Genomic DNA, 23,366 nt, shown 5'->3' with positions numbered 1-23,366 from the left:
TTGAGATATGACATTAGTAATGCTTTCTTAACATCTCCATAATATTCTCTTAACAAAACCTCCTGATCTTTGCGGCGACAAAAGGGACCCTGAAAACATCAAAACATAAAAACAAACTTTTGTATGAAACACATACAATTTTTAGCAGTTATTGCTACTATCCTTTTTAGCCAATCTATTGCTGTAGCCCAGGACTTTGCGTTGAACAAAGTAAAAACAACTGCTGGCAACACCGAACAGCCGACCGCCTCCAGTGATTTCAAACTGGATGTGGCACAGGTAACAGGAAGTGAACTGGTATTTCGCGTAACCGTAGAAAATCCAGGCAGCGACAAAATAATCCTGAGCATCAAGGATGCCAACAACACTACTTTGCATCAGGAATCACTGCCGGTAACACTTGTTTATAAAGCCCGTTTTAACCTGGCAGACCTGCAGGATGGTTCTTATACCTTCGAAATCAGAAGAGGTAAAACCCGCCTGGCAGAAAAAGTAATCGGTATCAGAACCGAAACCAGCATCAACAGAACTGTTTCTGTCCAATAAAAAATAGAGACACCTGAGTGGCGCAATTGTGCATACCTCAGTTGTCTCTATTGCCTAACTTATGAGAGATCCCTATCGTATGTATATATGTATGTGCACGTAGAGCCTTCCTATTCAGAGGGCTCTACGCCAGGCACTACTTCTCATTCATTGCTTCGTACAGCACTTCCATTATATTTTCCCTTACATGCATGGTGATCAGCTTTTTGTTGTCACCGCCAGCAGGACATACCCTGTTGCTCAGGAAGATAAACACCAGCTTAGATGCCGGATCTACCCAGATACAGGTACCTGTAAAACCGGTGTGGCCGAAGGTAAGTGCAGAAGCACTTTTGGCAGGATATGCTTCCCCATGTTTGCCGTTGTTTTTCTCAGGCTTATCGAAGCCTAAACCACGACGGCTGATATTGCTGTTGTAAGCAGTAAATAATCTGATCGTTTCTTCTTTGATGAAACGCTTACCACCATAGCTACCGCCATTCAGTAACATCTGCATCAGTACAGCCAGGTCTTCTGCATTGGAAAATAAACCGGCATGGCCTGCTACACCACCAAACATTGCAGCACCAGGATCATGTACATCTCCCCTGATCCATTGCATACGGAATGTACGCTCATTCTCTGTAGGTGCAATTTCTGAAAGCGGGAAACGCTCTCTCGGCTTAAATCCTGTTGTAGTCATGCCCAGTGGTTCGTAAAAAGTTTCTCTCACATAGTGGTTCAGTTTCTGACCAGTGATGGCTTCTACGACTTTGCCCAGGAAGATAAAATCATTATCACTGTACACATATCCCTGCTGTGGTTTCAGCGGGCTGTCCAGAATTTTCTGGAACATGGTATCTATGTAAGTATCTTTCATGTACAGGTGTTCCGCCACCCGCTTTGAATACACAGAGTCCGCATAGCTGTGGAACAACGCTGTATCAGGTGCACCACCATTCATGAGCACACTCTGGTAGAATGGTATGAATGATACTAAACCTGCCTGGTGCAACAGCACATCCCTGATTTTCAACCCCGCTTTATTACTCCCTCTCACCATTGGCAGATAATCACCCAATGTTGCATCCAGACTCAGTTTTCCCTCATCATACAATTTCATAACAGAGACCGTGGTTGCACAGACCTTGGTCACAGAAGCCAGATCATAGATGCTGGAATGTGTAACTGGTTCATTGCTGCTATAGTCGTAGTTACCAAATGCTTTGTTATATACAATTTTGCCATCTCTCATCGCCAGTACTTCACAGCCCGGCGCAGCACCTTTGGAGATCATATCTGCAATCAGTTTATCAATTTTTGACAATGTCGCAGCATTCATACCTACTTTGCCCGGCGCCACTTCTTCCAGTGGTTCCAGCGCAATGGCCGGTGGCGTTGTAGCAGGTACAATACCAGTACCATACGCGAAGTTCGGACATACAGTCACAGGCAGACGACCTGTTGGAATCAGTTGTCCAAACAGCAGTTGTGCTGCCGCTTTCTGTGTAGAATCATCATCTTCGTAAGCGGCTACGATCGTAGGTGCATCGCAGAAATATTGGATTGCATAGGGATTACCAAATACAACGGTAGCAGACGGCATTTCCAGTTGCAGACGTTGTACCAGCAAGCGCTCTGCAGAACTGATACCGAAATTGTAAGCAGGTCTGCGGCTGTAGTTGTGTACACCAATGATCACTGCCTGGAATTCTTTCTTCAGCCTTTCTACGATCGGTGCAACCTGTGCTTCTGACTGACGGGAGGTGAAGATGAATGAATTTACATCCGGACGGGTGGCCTTGATAGTTTGCAGGAAGGAGTTGTTCACATCTGCGCCTACGGCTATCACAGCAACTTTGCCAGGTGTATGTGGTTTGAAAGGGATCAACTGATTATCATTTTTCAGCAACGTCAGCGACTGGCGGCCAATATCCCTGATCAGGGTATCGGTTACTGCATTCAGATCTGCAGCAATATTGGCCGTTTCTACCACCTGTGGCTTATTCAGACCCAGGTTATATTTGGCCAGCAGCACTTTTTTCACTCTTTCATTCACATCATCCCAGGTAACTTCACCACGACGAATCGCTCTTTTTATCGCATTTACACTTCCTTCCGCCGTAGAAGGCAGCATAAGCATATCGTTGCCAGCTACCAGCGACCTCGCAGCTTCTTCTCCACCGGAGTAAAACTTGGCGATACCTTTCATTTCAAGTGCATCGGTAATGACGATGCCTTTGTAGCCATATTCGCCTTTGAGCAGGTCAGTTACCGCTTTGTGCGAAATGGAGGTCGGCGTATTAGGCGTACTGTCGATGGCAGGAATGTACAGGTGCGCCATCATGATGCTGGCTACGCCTGCATCTATGGCTTGTCTGAACGGATATAATTCGAGCGAATCCAGTTGTGCCCTGGATTTGCGGATCACCGGCATATCCAGGTGAGAGTCTGTATCAGTATCACCATGACCGGGGAAGTGTTTGGCCACCGCCATTACACCCTGATCCTGGATGCCTTTGATCATTTGCACACCCATGCGGGCTACCTGGTATTTATCTTGCCCGAAAGAACGGTCGTTGATAACAGGATTGTTAGGATTATTATTGATATCCATATCCGGGGCATAATCTACATGTATGCCCAGTCTGCGGCATTGCTGACCAAGTACTTTACCAGCCCTGTAAGCGAGGGTACTGTCTTGTGCCGCACCGATCATGAGGTTGCGGGGCAGGCTGATCACGCTGTCGAGCCGCATACCAAGGCCCCATTCGCCATCAATGGCGATCATGAGTGGAGTTTGGGAAATAGATTGGTAGTAATTGGTGAGGAGGGCCTGTCGTACCGGGCCACCCTGAAAGAAAATCAGACCACCAACTTTGTTGTCTTTGATGTCTTTGGCGATTTTCCTGACATGATCGGCGCCAAGGTTAGAGTGTGCCCTGATCATGATAAGCTGAGCAATACGCTCATCGTTGTTGAGTGATTTGAATACACTGTCCACCCAATGCGTAGCGGCAGCGTCTGCTTGTAATAGTTTTGGTACCGGACCATTTTGTGGCGGGGCTGGTTTATGAGCCGAGCCTGCTAAAAATAATCCGGAGAGTCCTAAGATCATTAACTGCTTCATAGTCTTTCTGCTTGTCAATAAAAAAGTTATCATACGGGAAATTATCTCCCTACCCAGGGAGGTGCGCCCTAATTAAATTTTGAGTCCCAATTATTATGCTACCCTACAGATTCACGGCTGTAAAGCGGCAGTATAAATACTTATATTTACATGAAGAGGTAGGAACAAATGACCTGTAATCCTTAAACATAATAAAATATCTTTCGACTATGACCCTCGAACAACCATTTTTTTCTTCGTTATGGAACAATCTGCTTAAAAATAATCCATTATTTCCAGCAAATCATTAAAACATATCTACAGATTTTCTTAAATATTTCATGTTATTCAAGCAAGGGTAATTTTTGTTACCTATACATTCAATTGTTTGCTATATTTGCAATCTTGCTAAAGTTTTTTTAAACACATGGTCAATATTATTCTATTTGGCCCTCCCGGTAGCGGTAAGGGTACACAAAGTGCGAACCTGATTGAAAAATACGGGCTGATTCACCTGTCTACTGGTGACCTGCTGCGTGGAGAGATTGCTGCTCAGACTCCCCTGGGCATGGAAGCAAAGCGCCTGATGGACCAGGGACTACTGGTTCCGGATGCTGTTGTGATTGGTATGATCAGTTCGAAACTCGAAGCCAATCCGGAAGCAAGAGGTTTTATTTTTGACGGCTTTCCACGTACTACTGCCCAGGCAGAAGCACTGGACAAACTGCTGGACCTGAAAAAGACCGCTATCTCCAACGTACTCTCTCTGGAGGTACATGAAGATAACCTGGTACAGCGTCTGCTGGCCAGAAAGCGTCCGGATGATAATGAAAAAACCATCCGTGAGCGTTTCGTAGAATATCACAACAAGACCGCTCCTGTAGCTGACCACTATGCCCGTTTCGGCAAGTTTAAGAAAGTGAATGGTGAAGGTACTGTTGATGAAATTTTCGCTCGCTTAAGCAAAGAAATCGACCCGCTGGTAGAAGAAAAAGTTTAATCAGCAGGCTGATCTTATCATATTAGACGCAAAGATCGTAAGTAACCATCCATGTAAAGTGGATGAACTTCACGATCTTTGCGTTTTTAAATTTATAAATAAATCGCTCCACATTGGAAAGAGGCAATTTCGTTGACTATATCAGGATATCCGTCAAATCGGGTAAAGGCGGCGCCGGTAGCGCCCACTTTATGCGTACCAAATACAACCCTGAAGCCGGCCCTGATGGCGGTGACGGTGGTCGTGGCGGCCATATCATACTCAGAGGCAATTCCCAGCTTTGGACCTTGCTACACCTGCGCTGGTACAAGAACGTAGTCGCAGAAGATGGGGGTAACGGGCGGGACAATAACAGCACCGGCCGTAATGGTGAAGATGTGATCATAGAGGTTCCATTAGGTACCCAGGCCTTTGACGAGGAAACCGGGGCACTGGAAGTAGAAATACTTCACGACGGGGAAGAAGTGATCTGGATACCAGGTGGCCAGGGTGGTCGTGGTAACGCCTACTTTAAATCAGCTACTAACCAGGCACCAGAGTACTCACAGCCCGGTATGCCAAGCACAGAAGGCTGGAAAGCGCTGGAATTGAAAATGCTGGCAGATGTAGGTCTGGTAGGATTTCCGAATGCAGGAAAGTCTACACTCCTCTCTACTATCACAGCAGCTACACCTAAGATCGCAGATTATGCATTTACAACCCTGACCCCACAATTGGGGATGGTAGCATATAGAAATGATCGTTCATTCTGTATTGCAGATTTACCAGGGATCATTGAAGGTGCGCATGAAGGGAAAGGATTAGGACACCGTTTCTTAAGACATATCGAAAGAAACCCCGTGTTGTTGTTCCTCATTCCGGCAGATAGCTCCGATCACAGAAAGGATTTTGATATCCTGGTGAATGAGCTGGAGATGTACAATCCTGAATTGCTGGATAAACAGTTCCTGCTGGCTATCAGTAAGAGCGATATGCTGGACGATGAGCTGAAAGAGGCTATTGCAGCAGAACTGCCTAAAGATGTACCGCATGTGTTCATTTCGTCGGTTACACAACAGGGATTGCCACAGCTGAAAGATATGTTGTGGAATGCATTGAATACAAAAACTGTATAATAAAAAAAGCGCTTCTGTCACTGGCAGAAGCGCTTTTTTCTTTTAATCTTTTAACCCCAGCCAGGCTTTTACCGCCTTGTAGTCACTCATATCCACGGTCTTTGCCTTCCTCGCTTCCGTACCACCAGGAATCAGCACGTATCTGTATTGCCACCTGACATTTCCGCTTCCATCCGTCCAGGTACCTGCATCTCCATTCGAATACAATTCAATGCCTCCCGTAAAGAAGGTAGCCGTAATATTCCAACTGGAATAGATGTTCAGATAGGGCAATGGTGTCACGATAGGCGTGGCCGCTGACCCGAAATTCAGGTACACTTTCATTTCGCCGGTACTGATCAGGGCATCGTCCAGCTTAGGTACATCCAGGTCAGCATAAAAACCCAGGGTATCAATCGTACCATCGGTATTATGAATGGTATCTGGCAAAAAAGCGACTGTAAGCCAGTCAGAATAAATAACATTTGCGGTACCGGCATCACCCTTTGGACCTGTGGCACCAGTAGCGCCGGTAGTACCTGTTTCTCCCTGGGGACCAGTCTTTCCTTCTTTACTACAACTGGATACAATAAAGGCGATGGCCATTAACAAAGGGATTGCATTAACAGAACAGAAGATTCGTTTCATGTACAGAAATTTTGGTTGTTATAAATTTAAAATGGGGATGTAGGGGTTTGGATTATCACGTCAACTAAATATACGAATTGCCTCTTCTTTCATCACTAAATTTTTTTGCCTTACTTTACAAAAAATTACCCTGTGAAGTACTTAATCCAAGTTTGTCTTATCGCCGCAATATTCTGCGCCTGTAAGTCGTCAACCTCTTCGCCCCCCGTCTCGGATAGCACTGTAGTAGCCGTTTCAAACCAGGCTGACAGTTTAATCGGACTATATAAAGGTGATTTCGACGGTAAAAAGATTTATATCACCATCAACTATGCAAAAAATAACCACCTCGCCGGTTATAATGTGCTCAATGGCCTTCGTCGTAATGTAAGCGGCAGTTATAAAATTGTAGATAACGGTTTCGATGTAACCCTTAGTGAACCAGGCGATCATCCATACGATGGTAAGTTCACCATCCACTTTTCTGTCAATGATCGCAAAGGAAATGGCAAATGGACGCCGCTGAATAATTCCAGCCTGAAAGCTAAAACATTTGACCTGGCAAAAGTTTCATTGACAGGAGGTAACGGCATTAGCTTCGAATATGATTATCCATTAGCCGGAGATCACCGGGATATCCTCTTTGCAAAAGATGGTAGCTGTACGTTGAACTACTATGAAATGCATAGTGACTCAACTTTTGCCCAGCAAATGATCACTGTAAGAGGTAACTGGGAACAAAAAGGTGATTCTGTATTGGTAACATGGGAAAAGAGAAATGACATTACGCTGCCAGCCACTATTTATTCTATTCAATTCGAAGGGGAAGGCGACGAGCGCTTCCTGACCGGAGTAGAAAGTACTGACAGCATTCGCTATTGGACCGGACCTTGATAAACACACGGCACATATTGAAGAAAGGGGGTATCACCTTATTAGCCGCCGGCATCCTGTTTGCGACCTGGCTGCTCATCAGGCTGAGTATCCCCTATCTTGCTATGAACAGGTACACCGATTTCCTGATGACCAAGCAACGGGTATATCATATCCGTCCATGGCGGATCAGCTTCTATGTACATGTATTCATCAGCTTTGTAGTCATGCTCACCGGGCTACTGCAATTCAGCTGGTATGTGATAAAAAAATATCCCGGCCTGCATCGCAGGTCCGGGACAATATATGCAGGGGTGGTACTGTGTTTCAGTGGCCCCAGTGGTTTAGTAATGGCGTTCTATGCGAATGGCGGCATGCCGGCACGTATCAGTTTCGTCATCCTCGCGCTTCTGTGGATGTATACCACCGCAATGGGCTGGTATTATGCCAGACAACATAAATGGATGTCACATGGTGCCATGATGCTCCGGAGCTATGCCCTCACACTTTCGGCAGTCAGCTTACGCCTGTATGCCTACCTGATAGATGTGTTCAATATTCACATCCACCCACGTGCTTCCTATATTCTCATTGCCTGGTTAAGCTGGACGTTGAACCTGCTCATTGCAGAACTGATCATCAGAAAGCTGGCTAAGATTTACCCGATCAAAAAGGAATTAACGCATGCCTAGCACCATATCCTTCTTCACGAAATGGCCGTCTTCTTTGATGGCATAAGTATCTTTTCCCAATGCCTTTTGTTCCCTGATCTTATTATCGTCGTAACCTTCCTTATCCGGATCCTTTTCGTACGTCAGCTGAAAGCTGGCAACTTCGATATCATAGTTCGCATTGATCGTTGCTACTTTGAAAGGATCTTTCAGGATTTTCTGACCACCAATTTGCAATTTATCGATCAATACGCCTTTGTTGTTAAAGCTCGCAATGTAGTACACAGGTAGTGTATTACCCCCCATTTCATCAACTACGCCATAGATCAGCGTGCGATTACTATCATTGGCTTTGACCAGCCCTACCCTGTAATATTCAGCACCTACTTCCCTTGAAAATGCATAGTCACGCATTTCTGGTACATAACGTTCATTATCATAAGAAATGATTCTATCTTCCGTCATATTAGAAGCATATTTCATATCCAGCAACAAGGGGAATTTTACCTGCGCAAATTCATGGCTGAATACCGCCCATTGCAGTTTATCCGGATCAGTCGCCCCGGACATGGCCGTCAGGATCATATCGTTGAATGCATATCCATTTTCCTTTCTGAGATTGTTCAGGTCCGGATCCTTTTGCAGGTTTTTAATATTGCCATAACCAAATTCGATGGCTGATATGAGATAGGTTTTCGCCTTTTCCTGATCACCCAGTCTGGAATAATAACAGGCTTTGTTATAAAGCAGTTTATTCAGCGGTTTATAGTCCAGTATATCCGCAATATCATATGACTGTAATCCTTCCTTCAGTTCACCGATATCGCCAAGGGCATTCCCCATTTCATAGTAGGCTTTTGCCTGTGGCTGTGCCTGGATGGATTTTTTGAAGAGAGCTACCGCCTGAGACGGGTCTTTTTTGTTGCGATAAACATCGATGGCTTGCAGGAACAGTTTGTCTGCTTCCTTGTTCTTACCTGCATTTGCATTGGCCACCATCAATACAGTATCGGCTGAATATAGGTTAAGATCTGTCAATGTAACATCAGATGACAATCCCTTTTTGCTTTCCGAGGGCCCGTTACAGGCAAATAAAGTGGCTGTTGTTACAAACAATAACAATTGACGCATACGAGAGTTCTTTATAAGCTAAAGATAATGTAAGATTTTTATAATACGAGAGGGTTAATAAAGGGGTAAACCACAATCAAAACATATCACGTCTTCGATATCATCATAGTACTTAAAGGGCACCAAAAGAGCACTTCAATATCCCAGGGATATTGAAGTGCCCTTTTGGTGATCTTTTGGTGGTCTATTGGTGACCTTATGGCACTATAGCTTCACTATTACCCCAATAACCCTCCGAGCGGGCCCAGCATACCACCTGCCACACTTTTCATCTCAGACTCCCAGGTATTCTCTGCTGCCTTCAGCGCACGGTTCAGCGCCGTGATCACCAGGTCTTCCAGCTCTTCTTTATGATCTTTTTCCAGCAATCTCTCTGCGATTTCCAGACTTTTCACCTCCCGATTGCCAGTCACGGTTACTTTTACCGCACCGTCACCAGCTTCACCATCTACAGTGATCAGGGCCAGGCGTTCTTTACTTTCTTTCATTTTTTGCTGCGCTTCCTGCAGCTTTCCAAACATATCAAACATAGTAGGATGATTTTTAGCCCGCGAAGATATTTCACTTTTCTTTATCTTAACACCCTAAATCACCAGCATGTTGGAATCCAAAGTATGTATTATTGGTGCCGGTCCTGGCGGTGCCGCAGCAGCACTGCAACTTGCACAACTCGGCGTTGAATGTGTAGTAGTAGATAAAGCTGTTTTTCCCCGTGATAAGGTTTGTGGAGATGGATTGAGTGGAAAAGTAATCACGGCGCTTAACCGTATCGACCCTGCCATTGCAACCCGCCTCAAAGAGGCTGAATTCAAAGTAAACAGCTGGGGTGTTACCTTCGTATCGCCCGGCCGTCATAGCCTGGATGTGGGCTATCGCCCCGACTACAACAGCCAGAACGATGGTCACAAGGAAACTCCCATCGGCTATGTGTGCAAACGCATGGACTTTGACAACTTCCTCGTAGACGAAATCAAACGTCGCAAAGAAATCAGTTTATACGAAAATGTAAACGTTGATAAATACGAACTGCTGGAAGATGGCTACCTCGTAAGCGGCAACAAAGGCGGGTTCCAGGTAAAAGCTAAGCTGCTCATCATTGCCAATGGCGCCCACTCTTCTTTTACTAAAGAAGTAGCTGGTATCACCATGGAGCCGAATCACTACGTAGCAGGGATCCGTGCCTATTACAAAAACGTAAGCGGCAATAATCCTGACAACTTCATAGAACTGCACTTCCTGAAAAGCCTGCTCCCAGGCTACTTCTGGGTCTTTCCGCTGCCCAATGGCGAAGTTAATGTAGGCGTAGGTATTCTCAGCGAAGCGGTACGCAAAAAGAAGATCAACCTGAAAAAGGAAATGCTGGATATTATCGCAAATGATCCGGTATTCAAAGAGCGCTTTAAAGACGCAGAACTGATCAGCAGCATCGAAGGTTATGGTCTGCCGCTGGGTAGTAAAGTACGCGTACTGCATGGTGAGCGCTATATGCTGGTTGGCGACGCTGCTTACCTGATTGATCCCTTCACTGGCGAAGGTATCGGCAATGCGCTCTACTCCGGCCGCTTAGCTGCCATACAGGCAAACGAAGCACTGCAGGCGAATAATTTCTCCGCTGCCCAACTGGCCAAATACGATTCAGAAGTATACCGTGTGATGGGACCTGAGTTGAAACTGAGTCACCGCCTGCAAAAGCTGATCCGCTACCCATGGTTGTTCAACACGCTCATGAAAGTGAGCAGCCGCAACAAACAACTGCAGGAACTCCTCTCCTGCATGTTCTATGAGGTAGACCTGCGCAAGCGACTCACCAAACCATCCTTTTATTTCAAACTACTGCTTAACAGATAACACGTGAAGAAGTCCATCATATTGGGTGCACTCTTAATCAGTACTTTTATGTCTACTGCTTTTGCACAACAGCCGCTCTATATGCACAACAGTGCGGGTCATCTGGCACTCACCATCGATGGTGCTGCTCATCTATCCAAACTGCCATTGAAATGTATGCAGCTGGAGTTTCCGTACAAAACAGGTGTGGTATTTACCGATACCTCACTGGTGACCAACCCGCGGAATTACCATCCTGCCTTTTATGGTTGCTACGACTGGCATAGCAGCGTGCATGGTCACTGGATGCTGGTAAGGTTACTCAAATCCTTCCCTTCCCTGCCTCAGCACGAACTGATCCTGACCAAACTGCAACAAAACCTCACTGCTGAACACATTCTGCAGGAACAAAAACTGTTTACCAACAAAGAGAACAAAGGTTTTGAACGCATCTATGGCTGGAGCTGGCTGCTACAACTGCAAAGAGAACTGCTTACCTGGAACTCACCAGAAGGCCGGGAGCTGGCTGCCAATGTACAACCACTGGCTACCCAGTTTTCCAAAGCCTACATCGACTTCCTGGGGAAACTGATGTACCCCATCCGTGTAGGAGAACATACCAACCTGGCCTTTGGCCTTTGCCTGGCATGGGATTATGCGGAAACTGCGAAAGATCAGCCATTGCAGGATGCGATTAAAGCAGCTGCTACCCGTTTCTATCTGGCGGACAAAAACGGACCTGTCAGCTATGAACCGGGCGGCTACGACTTTCTCTCCCCCTGCCTGGAAGAAGCAGACCTGATGTGGAGAATACTGCCAGCTGCACAATACCAGACCTGGATACAGGAATTCCTGCCAGGACTGTTTGCTAAAAATATCACGCTGTTTCCTATAGCACAGGTAAAAGATCGTACCGATGGTAAACTGGTACACCTGGATGGTCTGAACCTGAGCCGTGCATGGTGCCTCTACGGTATTGCCCGTCATGCAGGAAAGAATAGCGCCGCCATTCAGGCACTGGCCAACCAGCACCTGGAAGCTGCTATTCCACATGTAGCCAGCGGCGATTACGCCGGTGAACACTGGCTGGCATCCTTTGCTGTGTATGCCTTGACTGTCGAGAATAACTAATTCCTTTATGCGATTCATTCTGCTGATAATATCCCTGTTCGCATTGCCAGCTGGCCTTCTGGCCCAAAAAAACTTCTCTGTTTCACCTACGCCCGACTGGCTGGCTCCTTACAAGCCGGACCTCGGCAAGGCACCAGATGCAAGAGAAGTGAGTAACGGCTACTTTCTACTCCTGCTGGAAGAACAACACCATGCAGAGAAAAACGCAGTGTACAGGCATATTATCAGACAGATTGTATCGGAAGCAGGCATTCAGAATGGTGCAGAGGTATCTGTGGAATACGATCCTACTTATGAAAAATTACACTTTCACCAGCTGGTCATCCGCCGGAATGGTCAGGTGATCACCAAACTGGATCCATCCCGCTTCCGCTTCCTCCAAAAGGAAGAGGACCTCTCCCGGTTTATTTACAGCGGCACCTTCACCGCTTACTACATTCTTGAAGATGTACGCAAAGGCGATCAGATCGAATACGCCTACACACTCGAAGGTGCGAATCCTATCTTCGAACACAAATACGCCAACACATTTTACTTCACGTCTTACGATCCAATCGTCAATTATTACAAAGCGCTCATCGCAGCACCGACAAGGGTCATCCACTTCAAAGCTTTTAATGGTGCACGCCTGCCGGCAAAAAGTAACTGGAACGGCATGCAATTGTATGAATGGAAGATTGCGGATGTGATGCCTGCTGATGAAGATGACAACGCACCAGAATGGTATACTACCATACCTTTTGTACAAGCCAGTGAATACAAATCATGGTCAGAAATCATCAACTGGGGCGCAAAGATCAACACACCTCCCGCTCCCGGCACTCGTCTGCAAGCAAGGATTGCTGAACTGAAAAAACAATCCGGCAACGACAAAACATTGTATCTCCAAAACGCCATGCGCTTTGTGCAGGACGACATTCGATACATGGGTATTGAAATGGGTGAATATTCACATCGGCCCAACAGCCCCGACAAGATTTTAGATCAACGCTTCGGTGATTGTAAAGACAAATCCCTACTGCTTACCACTCTTCTGCAGGCGGATGGTATCAACGCCAGAATGGCTTATACCAATACCTATCTGAAGGCGCATGTATCAGACTATCTGCCCTCTCCATTTATGTTCAACCACGTAATTGTGCATGCACAATTGGGAGACAGCAGTTATTGGATAGATCCTACCATTAGTTATCAGCGCGGACCTTTGCGTGAGCATTCAATACCTGATTATCAGCAGGCCCTGATTATCAATACTGATGGCAGTGATACACTCACCAATATACCTCAGTATAACATAGGCACGCAGACGATCAAAGAGCACTTCATACTGCCTGATTCCAAAAGCAAAAAAGGCACCCTCACTGTTCACAGCGTATACACCCTGCGATTTGCCGATCAGCAACGCGATGTATTTGCCAACAACAGTATGAAAGATCAGGAAAAATCCTATCTCGATTACTACAAGAATATTTATGGAGAATTACACACTGATTCTGCACTGAAAACGATCGATAACCCTATCAGGAATCAATTTAGTGTAATAGAACGGTATCAACTGGAAGAACCCTGGAAGAATGATACAGAAGAACCGGGACAACTCGAAATTCCTGTAACGGCCGGCATTCTACAGGAAGCATTGCCGAAGCTTAGCAAAAAGAAAAATAGTAAATCGCATTCACCATTGTCTATGCGTTATCCTTATTCACTGGATTATACCATTGACATGGATATGCCGATAGAATGGTATTTAAGCAATGAACCAGTCAGGATCAGTAATGCTTATTATGCTTTTACATTTACACCTACAGTAGAAGGCAGGCATGTGACATTGCATTATACATTCAACACCTTTCAGGACAATATTCCCGTCGAATACTTAGCGCAGTATGAAAGCGACAGGAATAAAATGGATGATGTTATTTCTTTCAGCCTATTCTGGTCTCCGGATGATCCAATATCGACAACAACACCCACTGATAATACGGTGAACTGGGTGACGCTGACACTCGCTATTTTCTTCCTCGCCTTCTTTGCACGGATGGCATGGAAGTATAACCAATATACGATCTATCCGGTGCAGGATGTGCTGATACCTGCTGAACTAAGGGGGTTCCTGTTTATCATTGCCTTCTTTGTATTCTTCACACCACTGGCCATGTTGCAGGCCATTTTCAACAATGACTTTTTTAGTTTTAAAGCATGGGGGCAGCTTAGCAAGGCTACCAATATCATCAGCAACACCTCCTTCCTGGAATTTTGGTTTATACTCCGGATGGTAGCAGCATTATTCTTCTTTGTATATAGCGTACTGCTGATTGCATTATTCCTCAATAGAAGGGATACATTCCCGACTGCGATGGTGTATTTTATGGTGAGTACCCTCCTCTTCAGAGTAATAGATACAGGGTTATCACATTATCTATATAAAACCAGCTGGGAAACGGCGGAACTGGGAGGCATTATATACATTTTTGTAAGAGGCTTATTGTTCACCCCTTACCTGCTACAATCACAGCAGGTGAAAGAAACTTTTATTATGCCACACCGTTCGGTGATCAGCAAAGAAAAAGGGTACTGATACAAAGATCAATACCCTTTTTAATGATGTAGCAGGCGCTGTTTTTTAGAAAGATTCTGAATCGAAGATCACTACCTTTTCCCACAGGTGTTTGCAGTTTTCTACGAATGCCAGGTGTACAGGATGTACCTGATAGGTGTCGTGCCCTGCCTCGTCATTGAACGCGGTGAGCAGACAATAACTGTAATCCTTAACGATCACTGGTCTGTCAGTATCTGCAGGTTTGCCTACATTGTACGTCACGAGGGTTTCCACAGCACTGAGGGATTTTACACCTTCTTCAAATGTTTTGATATCAGCTGCCGAAAGATCTGCTTTCAGATAAAAATTTACAACGTGTACAAACATGTTCAACTTGCATTTTATGTGTTAGAAGAATAAATTGAATTAACTGATCTCGTTGATATATCGCTTCACACTCCACAGGTTCACAATGTAAACAAGTATGATCACCAGTACTGCAGCACCGGCGGTGCCGGGGCTGATCCATGAAGATACAAATAGCTTCATACCCGCAAGTATACCAGCTGCTTTCCATTGCAATACTGTAATCAATACGAGCGCGATGATCGCTGTAAATATATACAAAGGCACGAATTGTCGCATCAGGTATCGCTGTAGTTGTCGCGGTGCAGTACCTAAAGTCACCAGCAGTTGTATCTCTCTCTTGCAGCTCGCGATCACAACCTGTATAAACATACTGAAGACTAACAGTGCAAAGAGCAGTAATATCAAACCAAAGAACCCAATTACAGATACAATGGTTTGCAGGATCACTTTGGTTTTGCTGTATTTGAGTTTATCCTGGTTGGTGCTATATCCTTTATCTTCCAGGTATTTGACCAGTACAGGATTGGAAGGATCTTTTGTTTTAATGATCACACGGCTGGGAGCGGCCGTCTGTCCGTTGCCAAACTTTCCATTCGCCCAATCCATGAAACTACCGGGTACGAGGAAGGAAGAAATTCTATCTGAAAAGCCAACGATCCTACCTGTAAATTCCTGCGTAAGCAGCCCTTTTGAAATCGTGATTTTCATCGGGAGTGCTTTGATGGTTTCAGGGGAAATTTGTGGTAATCCCTGGCTCAGTGCAAAACCGAAGTTGTATAGATTGAGGAAGTCGTTTGGCAGGATAATGGGAATGGTATTATCACCAGGTTGCCATTTCCAGTCTTCACTCTTTACATCGATGAAGGTATCTGGTACGGCTTCGAAAAACATTTCGGTATAGAAGTGCAGATCTCCGGGAGCAGCGGCGGAAACCTTGTACTGATTAGAAGTAATAAAGCCAAAGGCAGCGGTGAATGGCTGCTTTTTGATATCGGCTATTTCCTGTGGGGTGAATTCACTTTTCTCCGACTGCCCCATCATATCGTTCGTGATCTTTTTGTTGATGACGAGGAAGTCTACGCTTTCATTCTGATTTTGCTGGTTGTAGAGCAACTGATCAAAGTCTTTATGCATCTGTAGGGCCAGCAGCAGCAGGAACATGGCGATACCCAGACCGGTAGTAGCCATAACCAGGCGGCCTTTGCCTATGCCCGTCTGAATGATCTTTTTGAGTAAGCCAAAAAACGATTGCTTCATAGATTGAAATGTATGTCGTAGGCAAACCTGTTGTCATTGTCCAGGTCTGTTAAAATAAATCCGGCGTTGCGGGCGCGGCATTCTTCTGCGATCAGATCAGCAGCCTTTTGTGCATTCTCATCGTCCAGGTGGCTGAAGGGTTCATCCATCATGAGCCATTCGAATGGTTGTACCAGTGCACGGATGATGGCGATACGCTGACGTTCTCCGTAAGAGAGTGTTTTGCCGCTTTGGCTCAGGATGTGCGATACGCTCAGGCGGGCTGCCATTTCTGCCACCTTTTCGGCGGTACAGTATGGATTGGGTAGCATCACTCTTTTGAGCTCTATATTTTCCTGTGCGGTGAGTTGTTCGAAGATGCGGAGGTCCTGGAAGACGACGCTGACCTGCTGCTGACGCATACGGGCTATCTGGTCTTTGTTGTAGGCATCCCAGGATTGGCCATCTACCAGCACCCTGCCGGTATAGTCGTTCCGGATGTTGTACAGGTAGTGGACCAGGGTTGTCTTGCCTGTGCCCGATGGTGCCTTGATTTTGACAAAACTACCGGGCGTGAATGTAACGGCCTGATTCCAGATGTCCGAATTGCGCTGCAGGATTTTATCCCTGAGAGGAATGGGAAGCAGATTTTCTAATTGTAACTGCATGTTGCGATTAAATATTTATTAAACCAAAAGATCATCCTGCTTCTTCGGAACAGGATGATCTTCTGGTTTAAAATTTCTGTGCCGTTTAGTATACTACAGATGTATCTACCTTCTTTTCATCATGTACGATCCTGGCTACATTGGTACCAAGATTCACCAGTTGAACCAGGCTATTCTCATCCTTTTTGAAGTTCAGTACTACTTCAGAACGCTGTGACTTACCATCGAAAGGATGGGTAACAGCAGTTGCATCTTTCAGCAGATCTTTTACCTGACCGGCGATTGCCTGACCATTTGCAGGAATATCGTTTACCGGAATCGCAGCTGCAATCTTTTCGAAGTTGATATAAGCTCCCATTGGGTTGCCTTTGATCTTGCTTACAAAGCTATTGTCCAGACCACCGGCTTTGCCTTTACCACCCAGGTAAGCATCCAGTGTAGGCTGGTCGTTAGCTACAGCAATCAGTTTATCGTCGATAGACAGGGCAGGCATACCTGGTTGCTGCATCATGTCTGCCAGTACATATTTATCACCTTTTTTGGTCACGAATGTCTGCAGGGCTGGTGTGCTTATTACTTTGTCAAAAGCAGCCTTATCGCCTACTTTCATCGCAAACACCCATTTCAGATCAGTTCTGGTTACAGAGTCACCTGTTACAATGGTGCTTGGTGCTTTTCTAACATTCAGGTCAGAAGCTGCAAAGAACATCTGACCGTTGAAAGCGTTCAGGATATCATCCAGTGTCAGGTTCTGATTGCCGGAGTACATACGGAGACTGATATTCGCCATACCATCCAGACCAGTTGCCTTTACGATATCGCCCAGCATACGGAAGTCGAAACCGTATACCATAAAGCCAAGGATATTGTCAGAAGGATATTGTTCCAGCAGCTTCACGTCTGCTTCTGTTTTACCATATTTCTTGTAGATATCAGACAGGTCTTTGCCTGCATATGATACTCCTTCCATCACTACTTTACCTTTCTCGAAGTTTACGCCACCGGTATAGTAGCTCCCTTCCAGCAGTTTCTTCAGGTTTGCAGGAATTGCTGCACCCTGTGAAGCATACATGGGTTCTGGATTTACATATACGCTCAGATCAGCATTGTTCTTGAGCAGGTCATGAAATGCAGAGATGTTTGCAGCCGATTCATCTTTCTTCAGGTGGAAGAGGTGATCAGCTTCTGCTACCCAGGTAGCTTCGGCATCAGTTGTCTGGAAACGAACCTGGGTCGCTACAGCGCTGTCTACAGCACTGCTGTCGTCCTCATCCTCATCGAAACCACCGCCTGGAATGCCACCTGGCATACCACCCGGAAGACCACCATTCTTCAGCTTGTTGGCATCCACACCACGGATATAGATCACAGTTTCTTTGGTCCAGCCGATCACAGCATCCTGATCAGCTTCCCAAACGTACTGGAAGTCATCTTTCTTTTTCATGGTGAAGTTCGGGAGGTTCTTTTTCAGGTAAGCTTCGAACTTGCCAGCGTCTTTCAGTCCACCGGTGAGGGTTACGTAAGACTGTTGGCTATTGTTGAATACAACCGATACGAAGAAATTATTCTGCAGGTCTACACCAGAGTTTTCTGCATCTTTCCATGCTTTCATAGCAGGGTTGCTGGTATCCTGGTCCTGCAATGCGGAAAACATTTTCTCCATAGTAAGACCATTGGTCACCAGTTTATTCGTGATCTGCTTGCTATTGATGCTCAGCACTACGCCTGCGGTTTTGGGGATATATTTGCTTTGATCAGGAACCTTCGAACATGCAGACAACATAACTGCCGCTGTTACAGCAGTTAACAAAACTTTGGAAAACATCTTTGTCATAAAAAGGGGATCTGAAATTAATAATATAGATATACTGGACGCTAAAATACTTCGTTTTTCGTTAGTAAAGCTATGAGGAGATAATATTAAGTTACAGCTTTTCGAGATATGTGGCTATTTTCAGGGATATCACAATCCATTCATTTATATTGAGTATTATAAAATTAAATGCTGCAATAGTTTTATACCTTTGCACAAAGGTTTCCAATCATGATCACTAAATCCTATTATTGACACGCTATCATGTACCTCATCCTGTTACAATATATCAGACCTGTCGCTGCCATAGAACACTATATGGAGCAGCATAGAGCATTTCTAGACAAATACTACAAGAGTGGTAAATTCATTTTGGCAGGTCGCAGGAAACCTAAATCCGGTGGCCTGATCATATGTAAAGCCGGGAGCCGCAAAGAAGTGGAAGAAATCATGAGCGAAGATCCGTTGGATAAATTCCAGCTGGCGCTGTATGAAATCATCGAGTTCGAGCCTACATCCTATGTCAACGAGTTGCAGCCTTATTTGTCGTAGTTGAAATATGCCAACAAAAAAGACTGACCAAAGTTTCTTCAGTCAGTCCTTTCCCTGTATGTAAATATTTACTGCTTGTCGTCTTCGAAGTCGAGGATGACAGAATTAATGCAATAGCGTAAGCCTGTTGGTGGGGGACCGTCGTCAAATACGTGTCCGAGGTGAGCTTTGCAGCGACCACACATGACTTCTGTCCGGTGCATACCGTGAGAGTTGTCGGGTGCATAGATCACGCTGCCTTTAGTAACCGGTTCAAAAAAGCTGGGCCAGCCGCAGCTGCTCTCAAACTTGGCATCGGATATGAACAGAGGGTTGCCGCAGGCAGCACAATAGTAAGTGCCATTATCTTTTGAATTCCAGTATTTTCCTGTAAACGCCCATTCTGTGCCTTTCTCTCTTGCGATGTGGTACACTTCGGAAGTTAAGCGTTTTTGCCATTCTTCGTTAGTCAGACTCACCTTGTTGGTATCCGTCCGGGAATATACATCACTCTTTTTTTCGTCTTCCATATGCAGGTTTTTTTCCTTATATCAATACGTTTTTATACTGCGAGGATCAAAATTATCAGATTCCCTCAGTAGATGGCTGAAAATCACGGCGATTAACGTCTTGTTAACAAGGTGGAAATGTTAATAACATATCCACACTATCCACAAAGCGCTGAAACTCGCGTCAATACAGCACCTTGGGGGAATGGCAAAACGCTAGTTCACATTTTGCCAGCATCTTATCCCCGCCTCCGGAATCAACAGTAAACTTTCCTAACTTTACAGCATAAAGGCACATTATACGTGGCGAACATTATCAATCTATTACCAGACAACATAGCCAATCAAATCGCAGCAGGTGAGGTGATCCAACGGCCAGCTTCAGCAGTGAAAGAACTGCTGGAAAATGCGGTGGACGCTGGTGCAACGGAAGTTCAACTAATCATCCGGGATGCCGGAAAGGAACTGGTACAGGTAATTGATAATGGTAAAGGAATGAGTGAAGCAGATGCCCGCATGTGTTTCGAGAGGCATGCCACCTCTAAAATCCAGACCATTGAAGACTTGTTCCAGATCAGGACGATGGGATTCCGGGGTGAAGCATTGGCTTCAATTGCTGCCGTATCGCAGGTCGAACTAAAGACCCGTATGCGCGGTACAGACATAGGTACTTATATCGAGATCGACAATAGTGCCGTCAGGAAACAGGAAGCCTGCCAAACGGCGGAAGGGACTTCTATTGCAATGAAGAACCTGTTCTTCAACGTACCAGCCCGACGTAACTTCCTGAAAAGTAATGCTGCCGAGATGAGACACATCGTAGATGAGTTCATCCGGGTAGCCATGGCTTTTCCACAAATCCAGTTTACACTCCTGAACAATACACAACAGCTCTTCTACCTTGAAAAAGGATCCCTGAAGCAGCGTGTCATTGCCATCCTCGGCCAGCACTACAACTCAAAGCTGGTGAGTGTAAAGGAAAGTACCGACTACATGGACGTTCACGGGTTCGTAGGTAAACCGGATGCAGCCAAGAAGACCAGGGGCGACCAGTTCTTCTTTGTCAACAACCGCTTTATCAAGAGTCCTTATCTGAACCATGCGATCATGACGGCCTTTGCCGATATGATCCCGGCAGATAGCTTTCCATTGTACGTTGTATTTATAGACCTCGATCCGGGGCATGTGGATATCAACGTACATCCAACCAAACAGGAAATCAAATTCGACGACGAGAAGGTGATGTATGCATTTGTACAGTCAGCTGTCAAGCACGCACTGGCACAATTCAATGTGATGCCCACCCTCAACTTCGAACTGGATCCCGAAATACAGCAACTGGATGCCGTGAGCCAGCCATTTACCGCTGAGCGCCAGGAACAGTCTGCAACTTCCTCCCTGTACAAGACGTTTACCCAGGCCAATCAGGCACATGTGATCGATAAGAGCAGCAGTAACCTGAAGCACTGGAAAGACCTCTACGATATTGGCAAATCCTCCGATTCTTATAGCAGAGAAGAGCGTGATGAAGACACCCAGACACAGCCTTTACCAGCTGTGGGCTTCGAAAGCAGGTCATCTACCGCCTCTGTGATTGACGAACGCTGGCAGGACAATACCATCGATCAGAAAGTACCCGTACAGGTACATCAGCAGTTCATCCTCTCGCAGATCAAGTCAGGCTTTATCCTGATCGATCAGCAGGCTGCACATGAGCGCATTCTCTATGAACGCTACCTCCGTGCATTGCAGGAAACGCCGATGCCAGCCCAGCAAAGCCTGTTCCCACAGACCTTGCAACTGCCACCTGCCGATGCTGCCCTGATCAGCGAAATGCTCCCTGACCTGCAGGTACTGGGCTACGACCTGGAACCATTTGGCAACAATACCTTTGTAGTAAGAGGTACCCCTGCCGATATCCAGAGCGGAAACGAACAGGCTAGTATCGAAGGGCTGCTGGAACAATTCAAACACTATAGCAGTGAGCTGAAGGTGAACAAACGGGAACAACTCGTGAGATCGATGGCGAGAAACAATGCGATCCCTTCCGGCAGATCATTGACCACAAAAGAAATGCAGAATATTATAGATGAGCTTTTTGCCTGTGCAATGCCAAATGCAGCACCCGGCGGGAAGTACACTTATATATCATTTAAACTAACGGACCTCGCTAAGATGTTCGGCGGTTGAGAAGAAAACTAAAAACGTCATGCCTTCCGGCATGACGTTTTACATTATAGGGAATACCGGCTTTAATGCCTCGTATAGTTTTATATAGACGTCATACGCTTTTTGATATAGCTCTGCTTTGTTCGTATCCGGCTCAAAGACGATTTCCTCCTGTGCTGTATGGGTGATCTTTAAATTTATTGCCCCCGCTGCCAGCATCACAGCTCCCATCGCAGATGCATCACTTTCCTTCGTCATATACATAGGTTGCTGGAATATATCTGCCAGTAGTTGTACCCATTCCTTTGAGGCGGTAAACCCTCCGCTCACAGAGATCTTCTTCACCTCTCCCGTCGTTTCTTCCAAAGCTTTGGTAATACTTAGTAAACCATAAGCCATCCCTTCCAGCATCGCTCTCATAAAATGCCATTGGGTATGCTGCGGTTGTATCCCAATAAAAGCTCCCTTTGCATGTCCATCCCATACAGGCGCCCGTTCACCATGCAGATACGGCAGGCAGATCACACCTTCTGCACCCGCAGGGGTTGCAAAAGCCTGTTGTAAACCGGCGTCTATATGTATACCTGTCTGCAGAAATTTATCCAGGTACCATTGAAGCAATACACCTCCATTATTAATAGCACCTCCTATTACAAAATGCCCCGGGGTCAGAATGTAAGTAAACAACCGGTTATGCTGATCCGTCATGGCATTGGGTATGGTCATTCTCACGGCGCCACTGGTGCCGATGGTCAGTGAGGCATGGCCTGCATCGAGGGCATTGCTGCCCAGCTGTGCCAGACAGCCATCACTGGCGCCGGCTATGAACTGTGTATCTACTGGGATATTCAACTCTGCTGCAATGACTGGGTCTACGCCAGTGATGATGGTATCGCTGCTCACCGCTTCCGGCAGTTGCTGTGCTGTGATGCCGGCCAGTGTGAGCGAATCCGTATTCCAGCGCAATTCGTGAATATTAAAAAGCCCCGTAGCAGAGGCAATGGAATGATCGGTGATGTACCTGCCAAAGAAATGATAGAAGATGTACTCTTTGATGCCGACAAAACAGGCAGCCTGTTTGTATAATTCCGGTTCATTTTCCTTCCACCACATGATCTTGCAGAGTGGACTCATGGCATGGATAGGCGTACCTGTCTGTTCATAAATTTTCTTTCCCTGCGCGGTGCCTCTCAGCTTGTCTGCCACCTGCTCACTCCTGTTGTCGGCCCAGATGATTAGTGGGGTGAGGGCTTCTCCCTGTTCCGACATGATCATCACGCTGTGCATGGCACTACTGAAAGATATAGCAGCCGGCGCCGCCCTCATTATAGTGGCGACGCTTCTGATCCCACTTTTCACAGCAGCCAGAATAAAAGCAGGGTCCTGTTCACTATATCCAGGTTTGGATTGCAGGATAGTGTATTCCTGCTGGCAGTGTGCCATTACGCTCCCATCTTCCTTTACTGCAATCACTTTGGCACTGCTGGTTCCTATATCTACTCCGATGATGTATGCCATTGCTATATTTTACCTTCTTTCTTTAA

Annotated in this window: 20 protein-coding genes; 10 read left to right on the top strand and 10 right to left on the bottom strand. The window is 45.8% G+C overall.

What is annotated here, in order from left to right; genetic code table 11:
* The first annotated feature begins 123 nt into the window (after positions 1 to 123).
* On the top strand, positions 124 to 546 hold the full coding sequence (locus BW716_RS19720) for a hypothetical protein (protein ID WP_083725140.1): 423 nt from the start codon (positions 124 to 126) through the stop codon (positions 544 to 546).
* 136 nt (positions 547 to 682) lie between these two features.
* Here BW716_RS19720 and BW716_RS19715 read toward each other — a convergent pair whose 3' ends face one another.
* Complete coding sequence (locus BW716_RS19715) at positions 683 to 3,655, bottom strand: glycoside hydrolase family 3 N-terminal domain-containing protein (protein ID WP_083725138.1); 2,973 nt, start codon at positions 3,653 to 3,655, stop codon at positions 683 to 685.
* Between the two features lie 406 nt (positions 3,656 to 4,061).
* Between BW716_RS19715 and BW716_RS19710 the strand changes: the two genes are divergently transcribed.
* Positions 4,062 to 4,634 (top strand): adenylate kinase, encoded by a 573-nt coding sequence (locus tag BW716_RS19710; protein ID WP_072365842.1) that lies wholly within the window; start codon positions 4,062 to 4,064, stop codon positions 4,632 to 4,634.
* A gap of 113 nt (positions 4,635 to 4,747) precedes the next feature.
* Positions 4,748 to 5,749, top strand: a complete 1,002-nt coding sequence (gene obgE / locus BW716_RS19705; RefSeq protein WP_083725136.1) for a GTPase ObgE — start codon at positions 4,748 to 4,750, stop codon at positions 5,747 to 5,749.
* Positions 5,750 to 5,791: 42 nt separating this feature from the next.
* Here the strand turns inward: obgE and BW716_RS19700 are convergent, their stop codons facing one another.
* Positions 5,792 to 6,376: a hypothetical protein gene (locus BW716_RS19700; RefSeq protein WP_143708921.1), complete on the bottom strand. Its 585-nt coding sequence runs from the start codon at positions 6,374 to 6,376 to the stop codon at positions 5,792 to 5,794.
* A gap of 132 nt (positions 6,377 to 6,508) precedes the next feature.
* On the opposite strand from BW716_RS19700, the gene BW716_RS19695 reads away from it, so the two are divergent.
* Positions 6,509 to 7,249, top strand: a complete 741-nt coding sequence (locus BW716_RS19695; protein WP_143708920.1) for a hypothetical protein — start codon at positions 6,509 to 6,511, stop codon at positions 7,247 to 7,249.
* 17 nt (positions 7,250 to 7,266) lie between these two features.
* The gene (locus tag BW716_RS19690) at positions 7,267 to 7,920 is read left to right on the top strand and encodes a DUF2306 domain-containing protein (RefSeq protein WP_235643898.1); all 654 of its coding nucleotides are present in this window, start codon (positions 7,267 to 7,269) and stop codon (positions 7,918 to 7,920) included.
* Here BW716_RS19690 and BW716_RS19685 read toward each other — a convergent pair.
* Together BW716_RS19685 and BW716_RS19680 are read right to left on the bottom strand one after the other, a co-directional pair.
* The gene (locus BW716_RS19685; protein ID WP_083725130.1) at positions 7,906 to 9,030 is read right to left on the bottom strand and encodes a tetratricopeptide repeat protein; all 1,125 of its coding nucleotides are present in this window, start codon (positions 9,028 to 9,030) and stop codon (positions 7,906 to 7,908) included. The genes BW716_RS19690 and BW716_RS19685 overlap by 15 nt on opposite strands.
* Positions 9,031 to 9,248: 218 nt before the next feature.
* Complete coding sequence (locus BW716_RS19680) at positions 9,249 to 9,560, bottom strand: YbaB/EbfC family nucleoid-associated protein (RefSeq protein WP_083725128.1); 312 nt, start codon at positions 9,558 to 9,560, stop codon at positions 9,249 to 9,251.
* A gap of 67 nt (positions 9,561 to 9,627) precedes the next feature.
* Between BW716_RS19680 and BW716_RS19675 the strand changes: the two genes are divergently transcribed.
* From BW716_RS19675 to BW716_RS19665, 3 genes are read left to right on the top strand one after another with little or no spacing between them, the layout of a single operon-like run.
* Positions 9,628 to 10,878, top strand: coding sequence for an NAD(P)/FAD-dependent oxidoreductase (locus BW716_RS19675; protein WP_083725126.1), 1,251 nt, complete (start codon positions 9,628 to 9,630; stop codon positions 10,876 to 10,878).
* Positions 10,879 to 10,881: 3 nt separating this feature from the next.
* Positions 10,882 to 11,988, top strand: coding sequence for a DUF2891 domain-containing protein (locus tag BW716_RS19670; protein ID WP_235643896.1), 1,107 nt, complete (start codon positions 10,882 to 10,884; stop codon positions 11,986 to 11,988).
* 7 nt (positions 11,989 to 11,995) lie between these two features.
* On the top strand, positions 11,996 to 14,566 hold the full coding sequence (locus BW716_RS19665; RefSeq protein ID WP_083725124.1) for a DUF3857 domain-containing protein: 2,571 nt from the start codon (positions 11,996 to 11,998) through the stop codon (positions 14,564 to 14,566).
* 45 nt (positions 14,567 to 14,611) lie between these two features.
* Here the strand turns inward: BW716_RS19665 and BW716_RS19660 are convergent, their stop codons facing one another.
* The 4 genes from BW716_RS19660 to BW716_RS19645 form a co-directional block, all read right to left on the bottom strand.
* Positions 14,612 to 14,914, bottom strand: a complete 303-nt coding sequence (locus BW716_RS19660; protein WP_083725122.1) for a Dabb family protein — start codon at positions 14,912 to 14,914, stop codon at positions 14,612 to 14,614.
* Between the two features lie 39 nt (positions 14,915 to 14,953).
* Positions 14,954 to 16,153 carry an FtsX-like permease family protein gene (locus BW716_RS19655; protein WP_083725120.1) on the bottom strand — a complete coding sequence of 400 codons (1,200 nt, stop codon included), beginning with the start codon at positions 16,151 to 16,153 and terminating at the stop codon, positions 14,954 to 14,956.
* Positions 16,150 to 16,800, bottom strand: coding sequence for an ATP-binding cassette domain-containing protein (locus tag BW716_RS19650; protein ID WP_083725118.1), 651 nt, complete (start codon positions 16,798 to 16,800; stop codon positions 16,150 to 16,152). Before BW716_RS19650 ends, BW716_RS19655 begins: the two co-directional genes overlap by 4 nt.
* Before the next feature lie 85 nt (positions 16,801 to 16,885).
* The gene (locus BW716_RS19645; protein WP_083725116.1) at positions 16,886 to 18,634 is read right to left on the bottom strand and encodes a DUF4836 family protein; all 1,749 of its coding nucleotides are present in this window, start codon (positions 18,632 to 18,634) and stop codon (positions 16,886 to 16,888) included.
* Between the two features lie 243 nt (positions 18,635 to 18,877).
* Between BW716_RS19645 and BW716_RS19640 the strand changes: the two genes are divergently transcribed.
* On the top strand, positions 18,878 to 19,165 hold the full coding sequence (locus BW716_RS19640) for a YciI family protein (RefSeq protein ID WP_083725114.1): 288 nt from the start codon (positions 18,878 to 18,880) through the stop codon (positions 19,163 to 19,165).
* A gap of 68 nt (positions 19,166 to 19,233) precedes the next feature.
* Here the strand turns inward: BW716_RS19640 and msrB are convergent, their stop codons facing one another.
* Positions 19,234 to 19,674, bottom strand: a complete 441-nt coding sequence (msrB, locus tag BW716_RS19635) for a peptide-methionine (R)-S-oxide reductase MsrB (protein WP_083725112.1) — start codon at positions 19,672 to 19,674, stop codon at positions 19,234 to 19,236.
* 282 nt (positions 19,675 to 19,956) lie between these two features.
* Here msrB and mutL point away from each other — a divergent pair, with 282 nt between their 5' ends.
* On the top strand, positions 19,957 to 21,843 hold the full coding sequence (gene mutL, locus BW716_RS19630) for a DNA mismatch repair endonuclease MutL (RefSeq protein WP_083725110.1): 1,887 nt from the start codon (positions 19,957 to 19,959) through the stop codon (positions 21,841 to 21,843).
* 39 nt (positions 21,844 to 21,882) lie between these two features.
* Here the strand turns inward: mutL and BW716_RS19625 are convergent, their stop codons facing one another.
* Positions 21,883 to 23,340, bottom strand: a complete 1,458-nt coding sequence (locus BW716_RS19625; protein ID WP_083725108.1) for a gluconokinase — start codon at positions 23,338 to 23,340, stop codon at positions 21,883 to 21,885.
* Positions 23,341 to 23,366: the final 26 nt, after the last annotated feature.

The organism is [Flexibacter] sp. ATCC 35208 (assembly GCF_001975825.1).
GTDB lineage: Bacteria > Bacteroidota > Bacteroidia > Chitinophagales > Chitinophagaceae > Chitinophaga.
The sequence above is the reverse complement of the archived record's forward strand: the minus strand, read 5'-3'. Positions and strand labels throughout refer to the sequence as shown.

Bases quoted from the DNA above. Each gene is read 5' to 3' on its own strand.
- msrB (WP_083725112.1), bottom strand. From the start codon at position 19,674: ATGGAAGACGAAAAAAAGAGTGATGTATATTCCCGGACGGATACCAAC.
- BW716_RS19655 (WP_083725120.1), bottom strand. From the start codon at position 16,153: ATGAAGCAATCGTTTTTTGGCTTACTCAAAAAGATCATTCAGACGGGC.
- BW716_RS19645 (WP_083725116.1), bottom strand. From the start codon at position 18,634: ATGACAAAGATGTTTTCCAAAGTTTTGTTAACTGCTGTAACAGCGGCA.
- BW716_RS19665 (WP_083725124.1), top strand. From the start codon at position 11,996: ATGCGATTCATTCTGCTGATAATATCCCTGTTCGCATTGCCAGCTGGC.
- BW716_RS19660 (WP_083725122.1), bottom strand. From the start codon at position 14,914: ATGTTTGTACACGTTGTAAATTTTTATCTGAAAGCAGATCTTTCGGCA.
- BW716_RS19710 (WP_072365842.1), top strand. From the start codon at position 4,062: ATGGTCAATATTATTCTATTTGGCCCTCCCGGTAGCGGTAAGGGTACA.
- BW716_RS19625 (WP_083725108.1), bottom strand. From the start codon at position 23,340: ATGGCATACATCATCGGAGTAGATATAGGAACCAGCAGTGCCAAAGTG.
- BW716_RS19675 (WP_083725126.1), top strand. From the start codon at position 9,628: ATGTTGGAATCCAAAGTATGTATTATTGGTGCCGGTCCTGGCGGTGCC.
- BW716_RS19685 (WP_083725130.1), bottom strand. From the start codon at position 9,030: ATGCGTCAATTGTTATTGTTTGTAACAACAGCCACTTTATTTGCCTGT.
- BW716_RS19650 (WP_083725118.1), bottom strand. From the start codon at position 16,800: ATGCAGTTACAATTAGAAAATCTGCTTCCCATTCCTCTCAGGGATAAA.
- BW716_RS19720 (WP_083725140.1), top strand. From the start codon at position 124: ATGAAACACATACAATTTTTAGCAGTTATTGCTACTATCCTTTTTAGC.
- BW716_RS19680 (WP_083725128.1), bottom strand. From the start codon at position 9,560: ATGTTTGATATGTTTGGAAAGCTGCAGGAAGCGCAGCAAAAAATGAAA.
- BW716_RS19700 (WP_143708921.1), bottom strand. From the start codon at position 6,376: ATGAAACGAATCTTCTGTTCTGTTAATGCAATCCCTTTGTTAATGGCC.
- BW716_RS19715 (WP_083725138.1), bottom strand. From the start codon at position 3,655: ATGAAGCAGTTAATGATCTTAGGACTCTCCGGATTATTTTTAGCAGGC.
- BW716_RS19640 (WP_083725114.1), top strand. From the start codon at position 18,878: ATGTACCTCATCCTGTTACAATATATCAGACCTGTCGCTGCCATAGAA.